26 protein-coding genes are annotated in these 12,504 nt (G+C 43.7%); all 26 read left to right on the forward strand.

The annotated features are described in order from the left end of the window. The first annotated feature begins 264 nt into the window (after positions 1-264). Positions 265-582 (forward strand): 30S ribosomal protein S10, encoded by a 318-nt coding sequence (gene rpsJ / locus QJS83_RS05135; protein ID WP_025308875.1) that lies wholly within the window; start codon positions 265-267, stop codon positions 580-582. A 9-nt stretch (positions 583-591) separates the two neighbouring features. Continuing rightward, positions 592-1,260 (forward strand): 50S ribosomal protein L3, encoded by a 669-nt coding sequence (gene rplC, locus QJS83_RS05140; protein ID WP_284608058.1) that lies wholly within the window; start codon positions 592-594, stop codon positions 1,258-1,260. 1 nt (position 1,261) lies between these two features. After that, positions 1,262-1,891 carry a 50S ribosomal protein L4 gene (rplD, locus tag QJS83_RS05145; RefSeq protein WP_284608059.1) on the forward strand — a complete coding sequence of 210 codons (630 nt, stop codon included), beginning with the start codon at positions 1,262-1,264 and terminating at the stop codon, positions 1,889-1,891. Further along, positions 1,891-2,169 carry a 50S ribosomal protein L23 gene (gene rplW, locus QJS83_RS05150; RefSeq protein WP_284608060.1) on the forward strand — a complete coding sequence of 93 codons (279 nt, stop codon included), beginning with the start codon at positions 1,891-1,893 and terminating at the stop codon, positions 2,167-2,169. Before rplD ends, rplW begins: the two co-directional genes overlap by 1 nt. Positions 2,170-2,171: 2 nt before the next feature. Beyond that, positions 2,172-2,990: a 50S ribosomal protein L2 gene (gene rplB / locus QJS83_RS05155; protein WP_284608061.1), complete on the forward strand. Its 819-nt coding sequence runs from the start codon at positions 2,172-2,174 to the stop codon at positions 2,988-2,990. A 9-nt stretch (positions 2,991-2,999) separates the two neighbouring features. Further along, positions 3,000-3,290 (forward strand): 30S ribosomal protein S19, encoded by a 291-nt coding sequence (gene rpsS, locus QJS83_RS05160; protein ID WP_284608062.1) that lies wholly within the window; start codon positions 3,000-3,002, stop codon positions 3,288-3,290. Between the two features lie 12 nt (positions 3,291-3,302). Next, complete coding sequence (gene rplV, locus QJS83_RS05165; protein ID WP_284608063.1) at positions 3,303-3,635, forward strand: 50S ribosomal protein L22; 333 nt, start codon at positions 3,303-3,305, stop codon at positions 3,633-3,635. Positions 3,636-3,637: 2 nt separating this feature from the next. Next, entirely contained in the window at positions 3,638-4,303 is a 666-nt protein-coding gene (gene rpsC / locus QJS83_RS05170; RefSeq protein WP_284608064.1) for a 30S ribosomal protein S3, read from the forward strand. After that, positions 4,290-4,697 (forward strand): 50S ribosomal protein L16, encoded by a 408-nt coding sequence (gene rplP, locus QJS83_RS05175; RefSeq protein ID WP_041577922.1) that lies wholly within the window; start codon positions 4,290-4,292, stop codon positions 4,695-4,697. The genes rpsC and rplP overlap by 14 nt, the downstream gene beginning before the upstream one ends. 4 nt (positions 4,698-4,701) lie before the next feature. Then, the gene (gene rpmC, locus QJS83_RS05180) at positions 4,702-4,893 is read left to right on the forward strand and encodes a 50S ribosomal protein L29 (protein ID WP_284608065.1); all 192 of its coding nucleotides are present in this window, start codon (positions 4,702-4,704) and stop codon (positions 4,891-4,893) included. Between the two features lie 9 nt (positions 4,894-4,902). Beyond that, a complete protein-coding gene (gene rpsQ, locus QJS83_RS05185) occupies positions 4,903-5,175 on the forward strand; it encodes a 30S ribosomal protein S17 (protein WP_284608066.1) in 273 nt (90 codons plus the stop codon). Positions 5,176-5,187: 12 nt separating this feature from the next. After that, positions 5,188-5,556, forward strand: a complete 369-nt coding sequence (gene rplN, locus QJS83_RS05190) for a 50S ribosomal protein L14 (RefSeq protein WP_284608067.1) — start codon at positions 5,188-5,190, stop codon at positions 5,554-5,556. An 11-nt stretch (positions 5,557-5,567) separates the two neighbouring features. Continuing rightward, positions 5,568-6,107: a 50S ribosomal protein L5 gene (gene rplE, locus QJS83_RS05195; protein WP_284608068.1), complete on the forward strand. Its 540-nt coding sequence runs from the start codon at positions 5,568-5,570 to the stop codon at positions 6,105-6,107. Positions 6,108-6,118: 11 nt separating this feature from the next. Next, a complete protein-coding gene (gene rpsN / locus QJS83_RS05200) occupies positions 6,119-6,424 on the forward strand; it encodes a 30S ribosomal protein S14 (RefSeq protein WP_284608069.1) in 306 nt (101 codons plus the stop codon). Between the two features lie 10 nt (positions 6,425-6,434). Further along, positions 6,435-6,824 carry a 30S ribosomal protein S8 gene (gene rpsH / locus QJS83_RS05205; protein WP_284608070.1) on the forward strand — a complete coding sequence of 130 codons (390 nt, stop codon included), beginning with the start codon at positions 6,435-6,437 and terminating at the stop codon, positions 6,822-6,824. Positions 6,825-6,831: 7 nt separating this feature from the next. Next, on the forward strand, positions 6,832-7,374 hold the full coding sequence (rplF, locus tag QJS83_RS05210) for a 50S ribosomal protein L6 (RefSeq protein ID WP_284608071.1): 543 nt from the start codon (positions 6,832-6,834) through the stop codon (positions 7,372-7,374). A 12-nt stretch (positions 7,375-7,386) separates the two neighbouring features. Next, positions 7,387-7,752 carry a 50S ribosomal protein L18 gene (gene rplR, locus QJS83_RS05215; protein ID WP_284608072.1) on the forward strand — a complete coding sequence of 122 codons (366 nt, stop codon included), beginning with the start codon at positions 7,387-7,389 and terminating at the stop codon, positions 7,750-7,752. A gap of 10 nt (positions 7,753-7,762) precedes the next feature. Further along, positions 7,763-8,218, forward strand: coding sequence for a 30S ribosomal protein S5 (gene rpsE / locus QJS83_RS05220; RefSeq protein ID WP_063204846.1), 456 nt, complete (start codon positions 7,763-7,765; stop codon positions 8,216-8,218). A gap of 17 nt (positions 8,219-8,235) precedes the next feature. After that, entirely contained in the window at positions 8,236-8,421 is a 186-nt protein-coding gene (rpmD, locus tag QJS83_RS05225; protein WP_284608073.1) for a 50S ribosomal protein L30, read from the forward strand. 3 nt (positions 8,422-8,424) lie between these two features. After that, positions 8,425-8,862: a 50S ribosomal protein L15 gene (rplO, locus tag QJS83_RS05230; protein ID WP_063204844.1), complete on the forward strand. Its 438-nt coding sequence runs from the start codon at positions 8,425-8,427 to the stop codon at positions 8,860-8,862. After that, positions 8,862-10,190 (forward strand): preprotein translocase subunit SecY, encoded by a 1,329-nt coding sequence (gene secY / locus QJS83_RS05235; protein ID WP_284608074.1) that lies wholly within the window; start codon positions 8,862-8,864, stop codon positions 10,188-10,190. Before rplO ends, secY begins: the two co-directional genes overlap by 1 nt. Then, a complete protein-coding gene (locus QJS83_RS05240; RefSeq protein ID WP_284608076.1) occupies positions 10,190-10,825 on the forward strand; it encodes an adenylate kinase in 636 nt (211 codons plus the stop codon). The genes secY and QJS83_RS05240 overlap by 1 nt, the downstream gene beginning before the upstream one ends. A 129-nt stretch (positions 10,826-10,954) precedes the next feature. Then, positions 10,955-11,068 (forward strand): 50S ribosomal protein L36, encoded by a 114-nt coding sequence (gene rpmJ, locus QJS83_RS05245; protein WP_080683743.1) that lies wholly within the window; start codon positions 10,955-10,957, stop codon positions 11,066-11,068. 2 nt (positions 11,069-11,070) lie between these two features. Then, positions 11,071-11,445: a 30S ribosomal protein S13 gene (rpsM, locus tag QJS83_RS05250; protein WP_284608077.1), complete on the forward strand. Its 375-nt coding sequence runs from the start codon at positions 11,071-11,073 to the stop codon at positions 11,443-11,445. 13 nt (positions 11,446-11,458) lie between these two features. After that, the gene (gene rpsK / locus QJS83_RS05255; protein WP_284608078.1) at positions 11,459-11,854 is read left to right on the forward strand and encodes a 30S ribosomal protein S11; all 396 of its coding nucleotides are present in this window, start codon (positions 11,459-11,461) and stop codon (positions 11,852-11,854) included. Between the two features lie 10 nt (positions 11,855-11,864). Continuing rightward, positions 11,865-12,491, forward strand: coding sequence for a 30S ribosomal protein S4 (rpsD, locus tag QJS83_RS05260; protein ID WP_284608079.1), 627 nt, complete (start codon positions 11,865-11,867; stop codon positions 12,489-12,491). Positions 12,492-12,504 lie beyond the last annotated feature (13 nt).

A 12,504-nucleotide genomic window follows, 5' to 3' on the forward strand; every position in this document is an offset into this window, starting at 1 on the left:
ATATCCTTTTTACTGGGGTTGCGCCTCGAAATCGGACTTTCTAAACATCCCTCAAAAAAATAATATTTCCCTTTGACAATGTTTTTTTTGTTGCGCATAATCGCGCACTCGTGACGTCTAAATCTACAAAAAACCCCCCGCATTGGGTGATTTCACGGCCGCAAGGGCTAATTCGGGGCAAGTTTTCGATGGGATATTGACGTTATTTTTTAACAAATTTGCTAGTAATTACGCTACTTTATAAAAAGAAGAGAAGTGTCCATTATGCAAAGTCAGAAGATTAGAATCAGATTGAAGGCATTCGATCATAAATTGCTTGATCAGTCGACGAAAGAAATCGTTGAGACTGCTCGTCGTACAGGCGCAAAGGTTGCGGGTCCTATCCCCTTGCCAACTCGCATCAATCGTTACACTGTATTGCGCTCTCCTCACGTTGATAAAAAATCTCGTGAGCAGTTTGAGGTAAGAACTCACAAGCGTATGCTCGATATTTTAGAACCCACACAACAGACTGTCGATCAGCTCATGAAACTCGACCTCTCTGCTGGTGTTGATGTTGAAATTAAACTTTCAGCGATCTAGGAGTAACAAGTGAGCGAAACTACACAAACTACAAATACAAATGAGCAAGGCCTTAAGCTGAATGGCCTGTTCGCATTCAAAGAAGGCATGGCTACCATCTATAATGAGCAAGGTGAGGCCGTTCCTGTAACAGTACTTCGTTATGAGCCTTGGTTTGTTGCACAAATCAAAACAAACGAAGTTGATGGTTATGAAGCTCTTCAATTGGCTTGCAAACCAAAAAAAGCAAAAAACTCTAACAAAGCAGAAAAAGGTCACCTTAATAAAGCTGGCTTCGAGAATGGCGCTCAGTTCGTAAAAGAACTTCGTCAAGCTCTTCCTGAAGGTGCTTCTGTTGGCGCGCAAATCTCTATCGACTCTTTGGTTAAAGGTGATTTCGTAAAAATCACTTCTAAATCTAAAGGTAAAGGTTTTGCGGGTTCAATGAAGCGTTGGAACTTCGCGGGTGGTCCTGCTGCCCACGGTTCTAAGTTCCACCGTCGTCCTGGTTCTTCTGGTAACAGAACTTGGCCAGGTCGTGTAATGCCGGGTAAGAAATTCCCAGGTCACTTGGGTGCTGAGACAGTTACTGTTCGCAACGTAGAGATCGTTCAAGTTCTTGCTGACGAGAACGTTCTTATGGTTAAGGGACCAGTTCCTGGTGCTAGAAACACTTTGGTTAAGTTGGTGAGAGAATAGTATGGCAACAGTAAACGTATTAAACTGGAAAAAAGAAAAAGTTGGATCAGTTGAATTGGCTGCTGACGTGTTCGAAGCTCCTGTTAAAAAGGAAGTTCTTCACACTGTAGTTCAATGGCAATTGGCGGCTCGTCGTCAAGGTACACACATGACAAAGACTAAAGGTCTTGTGTCTGGTGGTGGTAAGAAGCCTTTCAAACAAAAAGGTACTGGTGGAGCTCGTCAAGGTTCTAGCCGTTCTCCTTTGATGCCTGGTGGTGGTACTATGTTCGGTCCACAACCTCGCAGCTACGCTTTCGTATTGCCTAAAAAAGTTCGTCGTTTGGGTTTGAGCATGGCTCTTTCTCACCTTCAAAAAGAAGGCAAGTTGTTCATCGTAGACAGCATGCAATCTGAAGGAAAAACAGCTGAGCTTAACAAGCGTTTGAAAGCATTCGGTCTTACAAAAGCTGTATTGGTTGATGCGACTGTGAACGAAAAGTTCAACCGTGCATCTAAAAACTTGCAATCTTTCAAATACTTCCCAGTAGAAGGTTTGAACGTATTCGATCTATTGAAATACGACGCTGCAGTAATCACTAAAGATTCAGTAGCAAAAATCGTAGATCGTTGCTCATTGGAGAAAGCGTAATGAAACAAGTAATTAAAGCGCCTCTCATTACTGAGAAAAATACTTATCACAACGCTGCTGGCGTGTACGTGTTCGAAGTAGATTTGAAGTCTACTAAAACAGACATCAAAGCTGCTGTTGAAAAGAACTTCAAAGTGAAAGTTGACAGCGTTAGAACAAGCATCTGCCGCGGTCATGCGAAGTACACTAAATTTGGATTAACTAAGGTCCCTTACTGGAAAAAAGCTTACGTTAAGCTTGTTGAAGGTGAGAAGATCGCTCTTTTTGAGGGAGTATAAAGATGGGTATCAGAACATTCGCCCCACGCTCTCATGGTCGCAGAGGAATGACTGGTTTTGATTTCTCTGAAATCACAAAGACAACTCCAGAGAAGTCTTTGTTGGCTCCGCTTAAGAAAAAAGCGGCGAGAAACAACCATGGTCAAATCACGATCCGTCACCAAGGTGGTGGTCATAAGAGAAGATATCGTTTGGTTGATTTCAAACGTAACAAGCTAGAAGTTCCAGCTAAAGTTGCTGCGATCGAGTACGATCCAAACAGAACTTGCCGTATTGCTTTGCTTAGCTATGCAGACGGTGAAAAAGCTTACATCATTGCTCCAGTGGGCTTGAATGTAGGTGATACAGTTGTTGCTTCTGCTTCTGCAGATATTAAGCCTGGTAACTCGCTTCCTCTTTCTGCGATCCCTGTAGGTACAGTAATTCACAACATCGAATTGCGTCCTGGTAAAGGTGGTCAAGTGTGCAGAGGCGCTGGTGCTAGCGCGACATTGGCTGGTAAAGGTGAACAATACTGCCAAATCCGTATGCCTTCTGGTGAATTGAAGCAAGTTCTCTCTGTATGTAAAGCTTCAATCGGTCAAGTTGGTAACACTGATAACGAGAACATCTCTCTTGGTAAAGCAGGTCGCTCTCGTTGGAGAGGTATCCGTCCTGGCGTTCGCGGTATGGCGATGAACCCAGTTGACCATCCTCTCGGTGGTGGTGAGGGTGTTGGTAAAGGTCATCATCCTGTAACTCCATGGGGTCAACCATGTAAAGGTTACAAAACTAGAAACAATAAGAGAACCAACTCTTCAATCATCAAGAGACGTAAGTAGGAGTAAAAGGTGGCACGCTCAATTAAGAAAGGTCCATTTGTTGATATTTCTCTACAAAAGAAAATCGACCATGCGATCGAAAAAAATGATAAGAAAGTTATTAAAACTTGGTCTCGCCGCTCAACAATTCTTCCAGAGGCAATTGGACTCACTTTCGCAGTTCATAACGGAAGAAAGTTCGTTCCAGTGTACATCACTGAGAACATGATTGGTCACAAACTCGGTGAGTTTGCTCCAACAAGAACTTTCCACGGTCATGCCGAGAAGAAAGCTGCTGCTCCTGCTGCTGCGAAGAAGTAATAGAGGTTGATAATGGAAGTTAAAGCAAGCTTGAAATATGCAAGAGTAGGTGCTCAAAAAGCAAGATTGGTTGCTGACCTCGTTCGCGGTAAAGACGTAAACGACGCAGTTAAAACTCTTACTTTCTTGAACAAAAAAACTGCTGGAATGATCAAAAAATTGATCGAATCTGCGGTAGCTAACGCTGAATACAAAAAGGTTATGGACGTAGATAGCCTTTACGTTAAAGCTATCTGGGTTGATCAAGGTCCCGTTCTTAAAAGATTCCGTCCTCGTGCACAAGGTCGCGCGTTCGGCGTTCGTAAGAAGACCAGCCACATTAACGTAGTACTCGAGGAGAAATAGTCGTGGGACAAAAGGTTAATCCAATTGGTCTAAGAGTTGGTGTTATCAGAACTTGGGATTCTCGCTGGTATGCGAAGGGTCAACAATATTTTGACAATCTCCACGAAGACATCCGTTTGAGAAAGTATTTGAAAACTAAGCTCAAACACGCGGGTGTTGCGAAAATTGAAATGGAACGTGCAGCGAAGAAGATTAAAATCATCATCTCTACTGCGCGCCCAGGTGTTGTAATTGGTAAAAAAGGTACTGGTATTGACGCTCTTAAAGCGGAAGTTCAAAAACTTACACCCAACGAAGTTTTCTTGAGCATCCAAGAAGTGCGCAAGCCAGACCTCGATGCTCAGCTCGTTGCTGAGAGCATTGCTCAACAACTTGAGAAACGTATCTCTTGGAGAAGAGCACTTAAAAAAGCTATTGCAGCTGCTATCAAAGGCGGCGTGAGAGGTATCAAGATCCGTGTTTCAGGACGTCTTGATGGAGCCGAGATTGCTCGTTCAGAGTGGTACAATGAGAAGAGCGTTCCTCTTCATACATTGCGTGCAGATATCGACTACGGTACTGCTGAAGCTTTGACTGCATACGGAATCATCGGATTGAAAGTATGGATCTATAAAGGCGATATCTTATCTGCTCGCGAAGTTGAGGAGGCAGGTCGTGTTAAGTCCTAAAAGAGTAAAATGGCGTAAACAATTTGTAGGCCGCGCTACTGGCTTTGCAGTAAGAGGTGCTAACCTCGATTTCGGAGACTACGGTCTTCAAGCTATCGAGGAAGGCCGCTTGACTGCTCGTCAGTTGGAAGCTGGTCGTATTGCTATCTCACGTTCAGTAAAACGTGGTGGTAAAATCTGGTGCCGTGTGTTCCCGAACATCCCAGTAACTAAGAAACCTGCTGAAACTCGTATGGGTAGCGGTAAAGGTAATCCGGAGTTGTGGGTAGCACGCGTTCTTCCTGGAAAAGTTCTTTTCGAAATGAACGGTGTGACTCGTGAGCAAGCTAAAGAAGCTTTCGAACGCGCAGCTCACAAACTTCCTTTCAAAACTCGTTTCTTGGTGAGGGAGTAGTTGTATGAAGTTCGTAGAGATTAAAGATCTTTCTGTAACTGAATTGAAGAAGAAAAGAGCAGCTCTTTCTGAAGAGTTGTTCCAAGCACGTATTAAGAACTCAATTGGTCAACTTTCTAATCCAATCGAGATTCGTAATCTTCGTCGCAACATCGCTAAAATCAACACAGCGATCGTTAAAAAAGTGGCGAGATAGAGGTAGAGAATGGCAACTGAAACTAATACTAGAGGACGTAAAATTGAAGTCGTAGGTGAAGTTATCAGTGACAAGATGGATAAAACTATCTCTGTCCTCATCTACCGCATGGTGAAACATCCAAAATACGGTAAGTACGTTAAGAAGACATCTGTGTTCAAGGCTCATGACGAGAAGAACCAAGCTAAAATTGGTGACATCGTTAAGATCCGTGAAACACGCCCTCTTAGCAAAACTAAGCGTTGGACTTTGGCTGAAGTCGTTGAAACGGCGAAGGCGTAAGGGGAGGCTGACATGATTCAAATGCAAACTAGACTCAATGTAGCTGACAACTCTGGCGCTAAAGAAGTTATGTGCGTAAAGGTTCTTGGTGGTTCTAAACGTCGTGTTGCTTCTATCGGCGACATTATCGTTGTTTCTATCAAAGAAGCTTTGCCAAACGCTAAAGTTAAAAAAGGTGACGTAGCTAAAGCTGTTGTTGTTAGAACTGTTCAAAAACTTCGTCGTCCAGACGGATCTTACATCCGTTTCGATGACAACTCTGCAGTTCTTATCAACGCTTCTAAAGAACCAATTGGAACACGTATCTTTGGCCCAGTAGCCAGAGAATTGAGAGCAAAGTCGTTCGTTAAGATCGTATCTTTGGCTCCGGAAGTTCTATAAGGGGTGATGAGATGAATCGCTTACAAAATAAATATCAAAAAGAGATCGCTCCCGCTCTTATGAAGCAATTGGGAGCTAAGAACGTGATGCAAGTTCCTCGCTTGGAGAAAATTACTCTTAGCGTGTGCTTGAGCGAAGCTGTTCAAAATCCAAAAATTTTGAACACAGTTGTTGACGAGATCACTGCGATCACTGGTCAAAAAGCTGTTATCACTAAAGCTAAAAAAGCTATCTCTAACTTCAAATTGCGTGCTGGCATCCCATTGGGTGTTCGTGTGACATTGAGAAGAGAGAGAATGTGGTCTTTCATGGATCGTTTGAACACTTTGGCACTTCCTCGCGTAAGAGACTTCCGCGGTTTGCCAAATAAAGGTTTCGACGGCCGTGGTAATTACAACATGGGCTTGAAAGAGCAAATCGTGTTCCCGGAAATCAACTACGATAAAGTAGATAAAGTACGCGGAATGAATATCACTATCTGTACAACTGCGAAAAACGATGCAGAGGGCAGAGCGCTTCTTGAAGCACTTGGCATGCCCTTCAGAAAGTAAGAGGGTGTCAAGTGGCTCGTAAAGCAAGTATTGAAAAAAATAACAAAAGAAAAGAACTCTCTAAGAGATACGCTCAATACAGAAAAGAGCTTAGAGAGAAAGCTGTTGATATGAAGCTTTCTGAAGAAGAAAGAGCAACTGCACGTAAGAAGTTGCAATCTCTTCCTAAAAATACAAATCCAAACCGCGTGATCACACGTTGTGAGATTTCTGGTCGCCCTCGTGGTAACTACAGAAAGTTTGGTTTGTCTCGTATTGCCTTCAGACAATTGGCTCTTGATGGTAAATTGCCTGGCGTAACGAAAGCTAGCTGGTAAGAGGTTATAGATGGATACAATTTCTCAATTTCTTACAATGATCAGAAACGCAGGAGCAGCGAAACACGAAAAAGTGGATCTTCCTGCTTCTAAAGTGAGAGCTGGTATTGCTCAAATCCTAGCGAACGAAGGCTTCATCAGAAGCTTCAAAGTAGCGAAAGATAGCAAACAAGGCATCATGCGTGTTTATTTGAAGTACGATGAGGCGGGTAACCACGCTATCAATTCTATTGATCGCGTGAGCAGACCAGGCCGCAGAGTTTATGTTAAATCTGACAAGGTTCCTGTTGTTCGCTCTGGTATGGGTATGTCCATCCTTAGCACAAGCAAGGGAATCATGAGCGCAAAACAAGCTGCTGAGCAAAACCTCGGCGGTGAATTGCTTTGCACACTTTGGTAGGTGAATTATGTCTCGTATTGGAAAAGCACCCGTTGTTTTTGATAACACAGTACAAGTAAGCGTTTCACCTGCTAACGAAGTCATCGTTAAAGGTGCAAAAAGCTCTTTGAAAATTGGCATGCAGCCAGCGATCTCTGCGAAAGTAGAAGGTAGCAAAGTTGTTTTGACTCGCAAAGATGACTCTAAAGAAAGCCGCGCATTGCACGGTCTTTACAGAGCTCTTATTCAAAACGCTGTGACTGGCGTGACTAAAGGTTTCTCTAGAGGTTTGGAACTTCATGGGGTTGGTTACCGTGCAAACGTAGCCGGCAAAAAATTGGAACTCTCTTTGGGTTTCTCTCATCCTGTGATCTTCGATATCCCTGAAGGAATCGAAATTAAAGTTGATAAGCAAACTAACATCTCTATCACTGGCCCAAGTAAAGAGTTGGTTGGACAAGTAGCGGCTAAAATCCGTTCATTCCGTCCGCCAGAGCCTTACCTTGCGAAAGGTGTTCGTTACGCTGGTGAGCATATCAGACGTAAAGCTGGTAAGTCGGCTGGTAAATAATTGAGGTAGAAAATGAAATTAAAATTCAATAAGCATACAAGCGACAGAAAAGTTAATCGCCTCAAAAAGAAAATCAGAATCCGCAAGACTGTAAACGGTACTGCGGACAGACCTCGTCTTTGCGTATTCCGTAGCGGCAAGCACATGTACGCTCAGATCATCAACGACGTAGACGGCACTACTTTGGTAGCTGTTTCTTCTCTTGGTAAAGAGGACAAATCTGGTGTTGAGATGGCGAAGCTTGTTGGTATGGAAGCGGCTAAAGCAGCAGTTTCTAAAAATATCAAAGACGTGGTTTTCGATCGTAACGGATACCTTTACCACGGCCGTGTTAAATCTCTAGCAGAAGGCGCTCGTGAGGGCGGCCTTAATTTCTAAGGAGTGATGTGTGGAGAAAGTTCAAGCTCAAGCAGCTGAATTAGAAGAGCGTGTAGTTGCGATCAACCGCGTAACAAAAGTTGTTAAGGGTGGTCGTCGCTTCTCTTTCGCAGCTCTCGTAGTTGTTGGAAATAAAGCTGGAGACGTAGGTTTCGGCTCTGGTAAAGCAGGCGAAGTTCCTGAGGCTATCGGTAAGGCAAGCAGATCTGCAAAGAAGTCTGCTAAGTCTGTAGCTTTGAAAGAAGGACGTACAATCCCTCACGAAGTTATCGGTAAATTCGGCGCAGCAAAAGTCATCATGAAACCTGCAGCTCCTGGTACTGGCGTTATCGCTGGTGGCGCGGTGCGTGCAGTTCTTGAGTCTGTTGGCGTAAAAGACATTCTTACTAAGTGTGTTGGTACTCGTAACCCACACAACGCGGTAAGAGCAACAATCGACGGCTTAAAGCAGTTGAAACAGCTTTAATCGGAACGGTGGCAAATATGGCTAAAACATTTGTTGTTACATTGAAAAGATCAACGATCGGCTGCACTCAAGATCAAAAAGATGCAGTTCGCGTCCTTGGTTTGAAGAGACGTCATCACACAGTAGAAGTGAAAGATTCTCCTGCTGCTCGTGGTAACATTATGAAAGTTCAGCATCTTGTTGATGTTGAAGTTAAGGGGTAATCCATGAGCTTGCTTAAAACACTTGCTCCCAAAGCGGGATCTAAGCACAGCCCAAAAAGAATCGGTCGTGGTATCGGTTCTGGTATGGGTGGCACTGCGACAAAAGGTCACAAGGGTCAATTGGCTCGTACTGGTGGCCGTGTACGCCGCGGTTTCGAGGGTGGTCAAACGCCTTTGCACCGTCGCCTACCTAAATTTGGTTTTAGCAACGTCGCGTTTGCTAACAAATTTGAGATTGTTAATTTATCACAACTTGCTAAATTTTCTGGAGAGGTAACTCCTGAAACTCTTCACCAAGCTGGCCTTATCAATGGCGGCGCGGTTAAGATTTTGGGAAATGGTGAGCTAAAAGCAGCTTTGACTGTAAAAGCTCATAAATTTTCAGAAAGCGCTAAGAAAGCTATTGAAGCTGCTGGCGGCAAAGTCGAGGTAATTAAGTAGTGTCTGCAATTGAGAGCATCGCAAAGAATTCGGATCTTCGTAAACGCATCTTGTTCACGTTGGCTATGTTAGCTATCTACAGAATTGGTGTGCACGTCCCAACTCCTGGAGTTGATGGCGGCGCCGTACTTCAGTTCTTCCAAGCACAAAGCCAAGGGATCTTTGGATTGTTTAATACCTTCACGGGTGGTGCTCTCTCCCAATTCAGCGTTTTTGCATTGGGAATCATGCCGTACATCTCTGCTTCCATCATTTTCCAACTTTTGACTTCGGCGATTCCATACTTGGAAGCGTTGAAGAAAGAAGGGGAGCAGGGACGTCGTAAGATCAATCAGTATACACGCTATGCAACAGTAGCCTTGGCAGTTGTTCAGGGCTACGGTATCAGCAGCTGGTTGATGAATTCTACAAGCCCAGATGGACACCCTCTTGTTGTGGCTCCAACTGTGGCATTCTTGCCATTCCAACTTATGACTATCATCACATTGACAGCAGGTACTTGCTTCATCATGTGGTTGGGTGAGCAAATCACTGAAAGAGGAATCGGTAACGGTTCATCTTTGATCATCTTCACAGGTATCGCTGCGGCTATCCCTGGTGGAGCTCAAAAACTTTGGGAACTAGTTCGTACTGGTGAAATGCGTTTTGCCTTGGTTCTTTTGTTGGTGGCTTTCATGGTTGCGATCATCGCAGCAGTTATTTACATGGAAGTAGCTCAACGTCGCATCACTGTACAATACTCTCAAAGACAAGGCGGCGGCGGAATGCAGTCTATGCAAACTCCAACAAGCCACTTGCCAATTAAAATCAATTTCTCTGGCGTTATTCCGCCAATTTTCGCAAGCTCCTTGTTGATGTTCCCAGCAACAATGGCTCAGTTTGTGAACACACCATGGTTGAAGTCTTTGCAAGATTCTTTGAATCCTTCAGGCACGATCTTCAACATCATGTTCGTGGCTTTGATTGTATTCTTCTCTTTCTTCTATACAGAGATCGTATTCAATCCAAACGACGTAGCTGACAACCTCAAGAAATATGGCGGTTTCGTTCCTGGCGTTCGCGCTGGTAAGAGCACAGCTGACTATATCCAAAAAGTTCTTGAGCGCGTAAACGTTCTTGGTTGTATCTACCTTAGCACGATCTGTATCTTGCCAGGTATTATGGCAAGCCAATTCAACGTGCCTTTCTACTTCGGTGGAACAAGCCTGTTGATCTTGGTGGGTGTCGCTTTGGATACGGCTCAACAAATCCAGTCTCACATGATCACTCAAAAATATGAGGGCTTCCTTAAGGGAGCTAAGATCCGCAGCAGAAGGGTTCAGTTCTAATGAACGTGATCCTCTTTGGTGCCCCAGGGGCCGGTAAAGGTACTCAGTCTGAACTTTTGATTGCGCGCATGGGAATGACACAGATCAGCACAGGTGATTTGTTCCGAGCAGCAATCAAAGGACAAACAGCCCTAGGGAAAAAAGCCCAAGAGTATATGGATAAGGGCCAACTTGTGCCAGATAGCATCGTTATCGGCATGGTTGAAGAGGTCCTCCAAAAAGGTGTAAAAAACTTTATTTTGGACGGCTTTCCTAGAACGACTGCGCAGGCAGAAGCTCTAGATGAATTATTGAATAAAATGAACTTCTCCATTGGAAAAGCCATCTTTTTGGAAGTTCCAATGGCGATTTTAATGGATCGTTTGACGGGTAGACGCGTTTGTAAAAATTGCGGGGCTGTTTACCATATCGTCAGTAAGCCTTCTAAAGTAGAAGGTGTATGTGATAATTGCGGTGGCGAAGTCATTCAAAGGAATGATGACAAAGCCGAGGTGATTGAAACTCGCCTCAAAACCTATCAAGAATTCACAAGCCCACTAAAAGAATTTTATAAAAAATCAGGGAAGTACATCGAAGTGGACGGTAATAGAGGCACCGAGGAAGTCTATAAAGAGATCGAAAAAATAATAAAGTAGGCTGCTGTATTGTTTTATCTCTAGACTTTAATGGTTCTCGGTGTTAGCGTGCCGAACCGCGTTTGTATTTTTGCTGGAATTTACGCCTCATTTTGGGGGCGAAAAATATAGCAAGTATGGGAAGACATTATGAAAGTAAGACCATCAGTTAAAAAAATCTGTAATAAGTGTAAAGTTATCAAAAGAAAAGGCGTTATTCGCGTTATCTGTGAAAACCCTAAACATAAGCAAAGGCAGGGCTAATCATGGCACGTATTCTTGGTGTCGACTTACCTAGAAATAAGCGAGTAGAAATCGCTTTGACTTATATCTACGGCATTGGCCGTCCACGTGCGGCTATGATTTGTAAACAAGTAGGAATTCCTCATGAATTGAGAACTGAGGGGCTTACTGATGAACACATCGCTAAAATCCGCGGAATCATCGAACAAAACTTCAAAGTTGAAGGTGATTTGCGTCGTGAAATCGGTTTGTCTATCAAGCGTCTTATGGACCTCAATTGCTTCCGTGGCATTCGTCATCGTAAAGGCTTGCCAGTTCGTGGTCAGAACACTCGTTCTAATGCACGCACTCGTAAAGGACCTAAGAAGACGGTAGCTAACAAGAAAAAAGCCGTATAAAGGTAGCTGAGAAATGAATACTGATAACAAAAAAACAGTTGCTAAGAAAAAAGTTAAAAGAAACGTTCCTCAAGGGAACTGCTATATCCAAGCTGGTTTCGGAAATGTGATCGTTACGATGACAGATCCAAACGGAGCTACGGTGTCTTGGTCCTCTGCTGGACACCTCGGTTTCAAAGGAAGCCGTAAAGGTACTCCATTTGCAGCTCAAGTCGCGGCAGAAGACGCTGCAAAGAAGGCTATGGAAGCAGGCATGAAATCTGTGGACGTTTATCTTAAAGGACCAGGCGCTGGACGTGAGCCTGCAATCCGTGCACTAGCTGCAACAGGCATGAGAATCTTGTCTTTGAAAGATATCACACCTGTTCCTCATAACGGTTGCCGTCCACCTAAGCGTAGAAGAATCTAAGGAGTATATCGTGAGCTGCATTAACGAAAGCGTTTGTAAGCTTTGCCGTCGCGAAAATGTGAAACTTTTCTTGAAGGGTGATCGTTGTTACACTGATAAGTGTTCTTTCGAAAGAAGACCTTATCCTCCAGGACAACACGGTCAATCTCGTTTGAAGTTCTCTGAATTTGCACTTCAATTGCGTGAAAAACAAAAAACTAAGAGATACTACGGTGTTTCTGAAAAACAATTTGTAAAGTATGTTACTGAAGCCAACCGTTCAAAAGAATTGACTGGTACTGCGCTTCTTAAGTTCCTCGAGACAAGACTTGATAACGTTGTCTACTCTTTGGGGTATGCTAACTCTCGTCGTGAAGCAAGGCAGCTTGTTAAACACAACCATTTCTTGTTGAATGGTAAGAGAGCTAACATTCCAAGCATCATCGTAAATAAGGGTGACGTTATTACGGTTGCGGAATCAAGCCGCGAAGTTGCTAAGATCCAAGCTGCTATTCAATCAGTAGCACGCAGATCTGTGCCAGCATGGCTTGAAGCTGATCATGCGAAATTCACTGGAACTGTTAAAGATCTTCCAAATCGTGAAGACGTAACAGTAGCAGTTGAAGAGAACATGATCGTTGAATACTACTCAAGATAATTTTACCTCTCGG

This window comes from Bdellovibrio sp. 22V (genome assembly GCF_030169785.1).
Classification (GTDB): domain Bacteria; phylum Bdellovibrionota; class Bdellovibrionia; order Bdellovibrionales; family Bdellovibrionaceae; genus Bdellovibrio.

Excerpts from the sequence above, each read along its gene's own strand:
- rpsH (WP_284608070.1), top strand. The coding sequence starts at position 6,435 with ATGGATACAATTTCTCAATTTCTTACAATGATCAGAAACGCAGGAGCA.
- rplO (WP_063204844.1), top strand. The coding sequence starts at position 8,425 with ATGAGCTTGCTTAAAACACTTGCTCCCAAAGCGGGATCTAAGCACAGC.
- rplB (WP_284608061.1), top strand. The coding sequence starts at position 2,172 with ATGGGTATCAGAACATTCGCCCCACGCTCTCATGGTCGCAGAGGAATG.
- rpsJ (WP_025308875.1), top strand. The coding sequence starts at position 265 with ATGCAAAGTCAGAAGATTAGAATCAGATTGAAGGCATTCGATCATAAA.
- rplW (WP_284608060.1), top strand. The coding sequence starts at position 1,891 with ATGAAACAAGTAATTAAAGCGCCTCTCATTACTGAGAAAAATACTTAT.
- rplE (WP_284608068.1), top strand. The coding sequence starts at position 5,568 with ATGAATCGCTTACAAAATAAATATCAAAAAGAGATCGCTCCCGCTCTT.
- rplF (WP_284608071.1), top strand. The coding sequence starts at position 6,832 with ATGTCTCGTATTGGAAAAGCACCCGTTGTTTTTGATAACACAGTACAA.
- rpsM (WP_284608077.1), top strand. The coding sequence starts at position 11,071 with ATGGCACGTATTCTTGGTGTCGACTTACCTAGAAATAAGCGAGTAGAA.
- rpsQ (WP_284608066.1), top strand. The coding sequence starts at position 4,903 with ATGGCAACTGAAACTAATACTAGAGGACGTAAAATTGAAGTCGTAGGT.
- rplD (WP_284608059.1), top strand. The coding sequence starts at position 1,262 with ATGGCAACAGTAAACGTATTAAACTGGAAAAAAGAAAAAGTTGGATCA.
- rpmD (WP_284608073.1), top strand. The coding sequence starts at position 8,236 with ATGGCTAAAACATTTGTTGTTACATTGAAAAGATCAACGATCGGCTGC.
- rplR (WP_284608072.1), top strand. The coding sequence starts at position 7,387 with ATGAAATTAAAATTCAATAAGCATACAAGCGACAGAAAAGTTAATCGC.
- rpmJ (WP_080683743.1), top strand. The coding sequence starts at position 10,955 with ATGAAAGTAAGACCATCAGTTAAAAAAATCTGTAATAAGTGTAAAGTT.
- QJS83_RS05240 (WP_284608076.1), top strand. The coding sequence starts at position 10,190 with ATGAACGTGATCCTCTTTGGTGCCCCAGGGGCCGGTAAAGGTACTCAG.
- rpsK (WP_284608078.1), top strand. The coding sequence starts at position 11,459 with ATGAATACTGATAACAAAAAAACAGTTGCTAAGAAAAAAGTTAAAAGA.
- rplN (WP_284608067.1), top strand. The coding sequence starts at position 5,188 with ATGATTCAAATGCAAACTAGACTCAATGTAGCTGACAACTCTGGCGCT.
- rpmC (WP_284608065.1), top strand. The coding sequence starts at position 4,702 with ATGAAGTTCGTAGAGATTAAAGATCTTTCTGTAACTGAATTGAAGAAG.
- rplV (WP_284608063.1), top strand. The coding sequence starts at position 3,303 with ATGGAAGTTAAAGCAAGCTTGAAATATGCAAGAGTAGGTGCTCAAAAA.